Source organism: Methylibium sp. T29, from assembly GCF_000576205.1.
In the GTDB taxonomy this organism is placed as follows: Bacteria; Pseudomonadota; Gammaproteobacteria; order Burkholderiales; family Burkholderiaceae_C; genus Methylibium; species Methylibium petroleiphilum.
Map to the genome: position 1 here is coordinate 1 of NZ_AZND01000145.1, position 8,464 is coordinate 8,464.

General features: G+C 67.8%; 8 protein-coding genes and 3 pseudogenes. 9 read left to right on the forward strand and 2 right to left on the reverse strand.

The genetic code is table 11. The annotated features are described in order from the left end of the window. Positions 1-508 (reverse strand): annotated as a pseudogene (locus tag x551_RS15165) (hypothetical protein); the annotation flags it as partial. Positions 509-776: 268 nt separating this feature from the next. On the opposite strand from x551_RS15165, the gene x551_RS15170 reads away from it, so the two are divergent. The 9 genes and pseudogenes from x551_RS15170 (at position 777) to x551_RS15210 (ending at position 8,069) form a co-directional block, all read left to right on the forward strand. After that, positions 777-1,022 (forward strand): hypothetical protein, encoded by a 246-nt coding sequence (locus tag x551_RS15170; protein WP_036232951.1) that lies wholly within the window; start codon positions 777-779, stop codon positions 1,020-1,022. Positions 1,023-1,126: 104 nt separating this feature from the next. Next, on the forward strand, positions 1,127-1,327 hold the full coding sequence (locus x551_RS15175) for a hypothetical protein (RefSeq protein ID WP_036232954.1): 201 nt from the start codon (positions 1,127-1,129) through the stop codon (positions 1,325-1,327). A gap of 366 nt (positions 1,328-1,693) precedes the next feature. Further along, positions 1,694-3,479, forward strand: a pseudogene (locus x551_RS15180) (methanol/ethanol family PQQ-dependent dehydrogenase). A 128-nt stretch (positions 3,480-3,607) separates the two neighbouring features. Next, entirely contained in the window at positions 3,608-4,012 is a 405-nt protein-coding gene (locus x551_RS15185) for a cytochrome c (RefSeq protein WP_036232980.1), read from the forward strand. Then, entirely contained in the window at positions 4,009-4,884 is an 876-nt protein-coding gene (locus x551_RS15190; RefSeq protein ID WP_036249270.1) for a substrate-binding domain-containing protein, read from the forward strand. Before x551_RS15185 ends, x551_RS15190 begins: the two co-directional genes overlap by 4 nt. Positions 4,885-4,921: 37 nt before the next feature. Next, complete coding sequence (locus x551_RS15195) at positions 4,922-5,938, forward strand: tetratricopeptide repeat-containing serine protease family protein (protein WP_051495747.1); 1,017 nt, start codon at positions 4,922-4,924, stop codon at positions 5,936-5,938. A gap of 124 nt (positions 5,939-6,062) precedes the next feature. Next, positions 6,063-6,656, forward strand: a complete 594-nt coding sequence (locus tag x551_RS15200) for a hypothetical protein (RefSeq protein ID WP_051512061.1) — start codon at positions 6,063-6,065, stop codon at positions 6,654-6,656. Positions 6,657-6,661: 5 nt separating this feature from the next. After that, a complete protein-coding gene (locus tag x551_RS15205) occupies positions 6,662-7,054 on the forward strand; it encodes a hypothetical protein (protein WP_011830972.1) in 393 nt (130 codons plus the stop codon). Positions 7,055-7,292: 238 nt separating this feature from the next. Continuing rightward, positions 7,293-8,069, forward strand: coding sequence for a quinoprotein relay system zinc metallohydrolase 2 (locus tag x551_RS15210; RefSeq protein WP_253950389.1), 777 nt, complete (start codon positions 7,293-7,295; stop codon positions 8,067-8,069). Between the two features lie 21 nt (positions 8,070-8,090). On the opposite strand, the pseudogene x551_RS15215 reads toward x551_RS15210, so the two are convergent. After that, positions 8,091-8,464 (reverse strand): annotated as a pseudogene (locus x551_RS15215) (MFS transporter); the annotation flags it as partial.

The following is an 8,464-nucleotide window of genomic DNA, read 5'->3' on the forward strand; positions in this document are numbered from 1 at the left end:
AAGCCTCGGCGCTGCCGGCCGGCAGCACCAGCGGGACCGGCACGCTGTCCTCGAAACTCGGCTCGGGGCGGGCCTCGGCACGGCCGCCCTGGGTGTCGGTCGAGGGGGCCGGCTCCGGCATCTCGGGCCGCTCCGGCACCTCGACCCCCAGCACCACGTCGTGGAAGACCGCCTCGTCCAGGTCGGTCCGGTCGACCGCAGGCGGCTCGGCGGCTCGCGCCACCTCGGCCTCACCCGACGCGGTGCCCGGTTCGCTCACAGGCGCGACGGCGACCTCGGTCTCCGCCACCGGCTCCTGCAGGTCGACCAGCCCGGCGGCCACCAGTTCGTCGAAAAATGTCGGGGCCACCCCGGCCTTCAACGCCAGCGCGAGCACCTCGTCCTGCAGGCGCTTGCCGTCGACCAGCAGCAGCACGGTGCGGTGGCGCTGGCTGAACGTGCGCGTGCGCTGGCGCAGTTCTTCGTGACCCAGAGCGGTCTTGACGGGGGGCGGTGGCGTCGAACTCATCGAGAACCAGGTTGGTTGCGAATTGTGGCCCGGTTCTTCCGGAGTTCGCGCTCCACGGGCGTGCGAAGCGCCGCAGGCGCCGGGTTTGTAGGCGCCGTCCGACAAGACGTCGCTGCGCCGGCCGATGGCAGGCGCCCGGCCGCACCGCCACCATGCGTCCGCTGGAGGGAGTCGGCAGCCGCCGCGGCCAGCCTGGAGCCTCGCCTTGAACACACGCACAAACGGTTCCTCACGCGATCGCAGCGCCGCCTCAAACCGCCCCTCCGGCATGCCGGCCTGGCTGCACCGTCTCACCGCCGCCGCCAGCGCGCTCGCCATCGGCCTGCTGTCGGCATTCGTGATCGGGGTGGGCGGCGCGAGCCCCACCGAGGCGTCCACCGCGGCGCCCCCGGCGCTGCGCGCACCGGACGACGAGCTCAAGCGTTGCGGCCAGCACTCGGACAAGGCGGAGCGGCACTGGTGTCTGGCGCGGTCGACCGCGGAAGCCCCTCGGACCGCGCACGCCGGTCTGTAGGCCCCGTCCTACAGAGACCTGCTCTGTCGGCCGATTGCCGCGATGGCGCCGCAGGCCGACGATGCAATCAGGGTCCGGCATTCCGGGCGATGACGGAGCGTCGGATGGCGAACGATGACGAATGGGTGGCCGACGTGCGGCGCTGGTGTCGGCGGGGTCGGATCGACGGCCCGGACGTGGGCGCGCTGTCTCACGGCGAAGAGTGCGACGGTGCGATGCTCGGCTGCGAGGCCGCGTTGCCGCCGCTGCAGGCGCGGCACTGGCCCGACGCGGCTTTCGACTCCCAAGGCGACGCTTCCGTTTGACGAGGCAAGGCGCGCGCACCGCGCGCTGGTCGCGTTGTGTCTGCAACGCGCCAATGCGGCGAGCATCGCCGCACACACGCACCGCACGCTGAACGCGGCCGCGTCACGCCGACGCGCACACCGCAATGCCCGTTCCCGGCCGATTTATTTGCATTCAGCCTCGGGCAACCCCTAGTGTCTGCGCCATTCTGAGTCAGGCGGGTCCGCCCGAACCGGGTCGGTCAGGGTCTGTCCTAGGTACTCGGTGCCTCACGTCAGGACTACAAAAGAGTCGGGGAGCGCTACGGAGCAAACCCAAAGCTGTACCCACTCATTCCAACTACGGAGACGACGATGAAAGTTTCTAAGCATTCGGGTTGGCGCCTGATGCGCCCCCTCGGATTGGCGCTGCTCGCGATCCCGGCAGTCGTGCAAGCGAATGCGGACGTCGAGAAGAACATTGCCAATTCCAAGAACTGGGCGATGCAGGCTGGTGACATGTTCAACCAGCGCTACAGCAAGCTCGACCAGATCAACAAGGGCAACGTCGGCAAGATGCAGGTCGCGTGGACCTTCTCCACCGGCGTGCTGCGCGGCCACGAGGCTCGCCGCTGGTCATCGACGGCACGATGTACCTGCACTCGCCGTTCCCCAACAAGGTCTTCGCGATCGACCTGAACACCCAGAAGATCCTCTGGAAGTACGAGCCGAAGCAGGATCCGGCGGTCATCCCGCAGATGTGCTGCGACACGGTGAACCGTGGCCTGGCGTACGCCGAAGGCAAGGTCATCCTGCAGCAGGCCGACTCCAACCTCGTGGCCCTGGACGCCAAGTCGGGCAAGGTGGTGTGGAGCGTGAAGAACGGCGATCCGAAGCTCGGCGCCGTGAACACCAACGCCCCGCACGTCTTCAAGGACAAGGTCATCACCGGCATCTCCGGTGGTGAGTGGGGTGTGCGCGGCTTCATCGCCGCCTACAACCTGAAGGACGGCAAGCCGGCGTGGAAGGGCTACAGCGTGGGCCCCGACGCCGAGATGCTGATCGACCCGGCCAAGACCACCACCTGGATCGACGGCAAGGTCGCTCCGGTGGGCGCCGACTCGTCGCTGAAGACCTGGAAGGGCGATCAGTGGAAGATCGGTGGCGGCACCACCTGGGCTGGTACAGCTACGACAAGGCGCTGAACGCCATGTACTACGGCACCGGCAACCCGTCGACCTGGAACCCGAGCCAGCGCCCGGGCGACAACAAGTGGTCGATGTCGATCTGGTCGCGTGACGTCGACACGGGCAAGGTCAACTGGGTCTACCAGATGACGCCGTTCGACGAGTGGGACTTCGACGGCATCAACGAGATGATCCTCGCGGACATCAACGTGAAGGGCAAGCCGACCAAGGCGCTGGTGCACTTCGACCGCAACGGCTTCGCGTACACGATGGACCGCACCAACGGTGCGCTGCTCGTGGCCGAGAAGTACGACCCGAAGGTGAACTGGGCGACCCACGTCGACATGAAGACCGGCCGTCCCCAGGTCGTGAAGCAGTACTCGACGGCGCAGAACGGCCCCGATGTCAACACCAAGGGCATCTGCCCGGCGGCGCTGGGCTCGAAGGACCAGCAGCCGGCCTCGTTCGACCCGAACACCAAGCTCTTCTACGTGCCGACCAACCACGTCTGCATGGACTACGAGCCGTTCAAGGTCGAGTACACCGCGGGCCAGCCGTACGTGGGCGCGACGCTGTCGATGTTCCCGGCTCCGGGCAGCCATGGTGGCATGGGCAACTACATCACCTGGGATGCCGGTACCGGCAAGATCGTGCAGAGCAAGGCCGAGAAGTTCTCGGTGTGGAGCGGTTCGCTCAACACCGCGGGCGGCCTGAGCTGCTACGGCACGCTGGAGGGCTACTTCAAGTGCGTCGATGCCAAGGACATCAGCAAGGAACTGTTCAAGTTCAAGACTCCGTCCGGCATCATCGGCAACGTGTTCACCTACGAGCACAAGGGCAAGCAGTACATGGGCGTGTTCTCGGGCATCGGCGGCTGGGCCGGCATCGGCATGGCAGCGGGCCTCGAGAAGGACCAGGACGGCCTGGGTGCTGTGGGCGGCTACAAGGAGCTGAACCAGTACACGGAACTCGGCGGCTCGCTGACGGTCTTTGCACTGCCGAACTGATCTGCAAGCGTTAACTTCGTGACGGGGCACGAGCCCCTCGCGAATGGTGTGTTGCGGGGATGGTGAACGGTCAACGCTCGCCATCCCCTTGTCGTTCAATGAGAGTCTTTTACTTTCCTGAGTTGATCATGATGTTCCGACTGAATAGCCTGCTTGTCTCCCTCGCCGCCGTTGCCCTGGGCAGCGTGGCCCCGCTGGCGTCCGCGCAGGACAAGCCGCTCTACAAGGTTGTCGATGGCTACAAGGTCGATGCCAACACGATGAAGGGTTTCCGCACCTGGCGTGCGGCGGCCTGCGACCGCTGCCATGGCGCCAACCAGGAGGGCATGGTCGGCCCGTCGCTGATCAACAGCCTGAAGACGCTGAGCAAGGAAGATTTCGTCAAGACGGTCCGTGACGGCCGCCTCGACAAGGGCATGCAGAGCTTCGGCAGCAGCCCGCAGGTGATGGACAACATGGACCATCTGTATGCCTATCTGAAGGGTCGCTCCGACGGCGCGATCACCCGCTCCAAGGTCGAAGAGATCCAATGACGCGCGCTGCACGACGCGAAGCTGCCGCCGCCGGCGTGCTGGCCCTGGCCGCGCTGACCGGCGCGGCCTTGCCGGCCGCCGCACAGGAGCCGCCGCCGCGCAAGGCCTTCCGCGTCTGCCAGGACCCGAACAATCTGCCTTTCTCCAGCCTCGACGGACAAGGCTACGAGAACAAGATCGCCGAGCTGTTCGCCAAGGAACTCGGACTGCCGGTCGAGTACTACTCGTTCCCGCAGAGGCTGGCCTTCGTGCGCAACACGCTGCGCTACAAGTTGCCGGGCGAGGATTTCCGCTGCGACATCATCATGGGCGTGCCGGCCGGCTACGACCAGGTGTCGGCCACCAAGCCCTACTACCGGTCGACCTACGCGCTGGTCTACGCGTCGGGCAAGGGCCTGGACGGCGTGAAGTCGATCGACGACTTTCTCGCACTCGATCGCGCGCAACTCCAGAAGCTGCGCATCGGCCTCTACGACCGCTCGCCGGCATCGGAGTGGCTGAACAAGCACCAGCTCGTCGAGCAGGGCGTGCCCTACCAGATCATGAACGCGGACCCGAAGCAGTACCCGGGCGAGATCATCGAGAAGGACCTCGCGAGCGGCAAGATCGACGCCGCTATCGTGTGGGGGCCGATCGGCGGCTACTTCGCGAAGAAGGTGCAGCAGCCGCAGCTGGTGGTCGTGCCGATGCGCTCGGAGCCGGGCGTCAAGTTCGATTTCCCGATGGCGATGGGCGTGCGCTATGGCGAACGCGAGTGGAAGCAGCAGATCGAGACGCTGATCGAGAAGCTGCGGCCCGAGATCACGGCCATCCTGCGCGACTTCAACGTGCCGTTGCTGGACAACGAACCGGCGGCGACCACGCGGCAGTGAGCCGCCGGTCCCGCCGCCGAGTGCAGTTGCAGGCTCCATGCGTCGGCTTTCCCTCCTCTTCACAGCAGCCTGGCTGCTGGGTCTGCCGCCCGGCGCGCGGGCCGACATCGACCGCGCCGCGCTGATCCGGCTGGCGCCGAGCGTGCTGAAGATCGAGGCGGTCAGCGCCGCGGGCGGCCTGCAGCTCGGTTCCGGCGTGATCGTCGGCCCCGGCAGGGTGGTGACCAACTGCCATGTGACGCGCCACGCGGTGCGCGTGAACGTGGTGAAGGGCGGTGTGCGCTGGACGGCCAACCTGCAGGCCGCCGACATGCTCCGCGACGTGTGTCTGCTGCAGGTCCCGAGGCTGGAGGGCGATGCCGTCCCGATCGCGCGCGCGGCCTCGCTACACCCCGGGCAGCAGGTGCTGGCGATGGGCTACACCGGCGGGGTGGGCATCCAGCTCAGCGAAGGCGACGTGGTGGCCCTGCACCACTGGTCCGGCAGCCAGATCGTGCAGAGCAGCAACTGGTTCAGCTCGGGAGCCAGCGGTGGCGGGCTGTTCAATGCCGACGGCAAGCTGGTCGGCATCCTGACCTTCCGGTTGCGCGGCGGCGCTCGCCACTACTTCGCCGCACCCGCCGACTGGGTGCTCGCGCAGCTCAACGACGAACTGCCCTACAACGCGGTCGCCCCGCTGGCCGGCAAGAGCTTCTGGGAGCAGCCGGACACCGAGCAACCCTACTTCCTGCAGGCCGCCGCGCTGGAGCAGGGCCAGCAATGGGCGGCACTCGCCCAGCTGGCCGACCGCTGGCAACAGGAGGCCGGCGACGATCCGGAAGCACCCTACCTGCTGGGCGTCGCCTTCGAGGGCCTGCACCAGCCAGAGCCCTCCATCCGCGCCTTCCAGCGCAGCGTGGAGATCGATCCGACCTACAACCGCAGCTGGGCCCGACTCGCCCAGGTCTACAAGCGGCAGGGCCAGCTGCGCGAATCACGCAATGCCGTCGCGCGCCTTGCGGCGCTCGACCCGAAACAGGCCCGCGAACTCGCGGCCGAACTGGAGAAACCATGATCCTGGCGCAAGCCCCATCGAGCGCAGCGCGATCACCACACTGCTGCTGTCCGCGGTCGTCTGCACGACGACACTTCCCGCTCTGGCTGCCGATCCGAGCGAATTCTCGCGAGCGGAGAAGCTGGTGTTCGTCGATCACCAACTGGCGAACGTCAAGGCCCCCGCCTCGCTGCGCTACACCTTCGTGAAGTCGGGCTCGCTGGAGCCGGGCTTCGAGGACGAGGTGCGCATCGACGTGAAGCGCAAGGGCAAGGTGTGCTGCACGGTCGATGGCAACTTCCTCAGCGGCGAGCGCAAGATGAAGTTGCCGGAGATCGAAGAGGCTCAGGCCAATCCGGTCATCCTCTACTTTCTCGAGCGCGACATCCGCGAGATGGAGCGCCTGACCAAGGGCAAGTCGGGCTACTTCCGCAAGCGCATCCGCATGACGATGGTCGACGAGGCGAAGGTGCGCGACACCAAGATCAGCTACGAAGGCCGAGAGGTCGATGCGCAAGAGGTGAGTCTCAACCCCTACGAGACCGATCCGCTACGCGCCCGCTTCGAAAAATATGCGCAGAAGCGCTACACGTTCGTGCTCGCCAGCGGTGTACCCGGCGGCGTGTACCAGGTGCGGACAGCGCTTCCCGGCGCGCTGCCGGGCGACGCTCCGGTGCTCGAAGAAGTCATGACCCTTGCCGGCCCGGCGGCCGGCGACAAACAACCCAGCAAGAAGTGATGCCCATGAAACGCCTGACCTCCTTGCGTCGTCCGACGCACCTCCTCCCGCTCGCTGCCGTCGGAGCCGTGCTGGCGATCGGTGCGGGCACCGCTGCCGCGCACGATTACCCCACGGCCGACCGGGTCGCTTACGTGCAGGAGTGCATGAAGCTGCACCCCGGGCATCACTACGAGATGCTCAACAAGTGCTCCTGCGTGCTGGACAAACTGGCGAGCCAGATCTCCTTCGACGACTTCACCACCATGAGCACTGCCACCAACGCCAACAGCATGGGTGGCGAGCGCGGCAACAGCATCCGCGACGTGGAGGTGATGCAGGTCGAAATCAAGCGCTTCCGCGAACTGCAGGCGGCCGCGCGCAAGAGCTGCTTCTTCGACGTCGGCATCAAGGAGTAGCCGGCCTGTCCCGCGTCGCCGCCCGGTGTCCGGTGCATGCGCATGCGTCGCCGTGGCTGCGCCGCGCGCTGATCGGCGCCGTCGCATGCCTGATGGCGGCCGGCATCGGCCATGCTGCGCCGGCCGCTGAGGCCAGGCCCTCGACGGTCGAGCAGCTCGCCCCGGGCGTCTACCTGCATCGCGGCGCCTGGAGGACTGGGGCCCCACCAACCAGGGCGATGTCTCGAACAGCGGCTTCGTGGTCGGCAGCCGTTGCGTGGCCGTGGTCGACACCGGCGGCAGCGCGCCGGTCGGCCGGCGCCTGCTGGCGGCGGTGCGTGACGTGACGCCGCTGCCGGTGTGCTACGTGATCAACACGCACGCCCACCCGGACCACGTGCTCGGCAACAGCGTGTTCGCCGAGGCCGGGCGAACGGCCGGCCAGCCGGCGCCGGAGTTCGTCGGCCACCATCGCCTGCCCTCCGCGCTGGCGGTGCGCGGCCCGTTCTACCTGAACGCGCTGAAGCGTGACTTCGGTCCCGACTTCGCCGACGGCGCCCGCATCGTGCCCCCGACCCGGCGGGTCGACGACACGCTCGAACTCGACCTGGGCGGGCGTCGCCTCAGCCTGCGCGCCTGGCCGACCGCCCACACCGATGCCGACCTCAGCGTGCTGGACGAGACCAGCGGCACGCTCTTTCTCGGCGACCTGCTGTTCGTCGACCACACGCCGGTGGTCGACGGACGGCTCAAGGGATGGCTGGCCGCGCTGTCGCAATTGCGCGGCTGGCAGGGCATCACGACCGTCGTGCCGGGACACGGCGCGCCGAGCCGGGCCTGGCCGGCGGCGCTCGATGCCGAGCAGGCCTACCTGACCCGGCTGCAGTCCGATGTGCGCGCGGCGCTCAAGGCCGGGCTGACGCTGCCGCAGGCGGTGGCGCGCATCGCCCCCGATCGACCCGACTGGCGACTGCTGGACGTTTTTCACGCCCGCAACGTGACTGCGGCCTACGCCGAACTGGAGTGGGAAGACTGAAGCTTGCGACCGCGGGAGTCCTCAGGGCGGCGAGCCCTCGCGGACCAGCAAGGGCCGCAGGCCCCACAGGCCGAGCAGCGGCCCGAGACCGAGCCACGGCAGCAACAGCGACAGATCGTGGTGCTGTGCCAGCGCCACGAAGCCCTGGATGCTCAGGATGGAGATCGAGAAGCCGATGCAGTTGACCAGCGTCAGCACGCTGCCGACCGCCTCGCGCGGGGCATGCGTGGCCGTCAGCGCCGAGAATTGCGGCGAGTCGCCGGCCACGCTGATGCCCCACACCAGCAGCCACGCCGCGAACACCGCGGCGGGCGCTGCCATCGCGAGCGGCGTGAGCACGCAGCACAGGCCGCTCAGCGCCAGCTGCCCCGCCGCCACGCGCGCACTGCCGTGGC

What these genes read in the sequence shown, in the direction of transcription:
- x551_RS15170 (WP_036232951.1), top strand. Translation starts at nt 777, where the DNA reads ATGCCGGCCTGGCTGCACCGTCTCACCGCCGCCGCCAGCGCGCTCGCC.
- x551_RS15175 (WP_036232954.1), top strand. Translation starts at nt 1,127, where the DNA reads ATGGCGAACGATGACGAATGGGTGGCCGACGTGCGGCGCTGGTGTCGG.
- x551_RS15185 (WP_036232980.1), top strand. Translation starts at nt 3,608, where the DNA reads ATGATGTTCCGACTGAATAGCCTGCTTGTCTCCCTCGCCGCCGTTGCC.
- x551_RS15190 (WP_036249270.1), top strand. Translation starts at nt 4,009, where the DNA reads ATGACGCGCGCTGCACGACGCGAAGCTGCCGCCGCCGGCGTGCTGGCC.
- x551_RS15195 (WP_051495747.1), top strand. Translation starts at nt 4,922, where the DNA reads ATGCGTCGGCTTTCCCTCCTCTTCACAGCAGCCTGGCTGCTGGGTCTG.
- x551_RS15205 (WP_011830972.1), top strand. Translation starts at nt 6,662, where the DNA reads ATGAAACGCCTGACCTCCTTGCGTCGTCCGACGCACCTCCTCCCGCTC.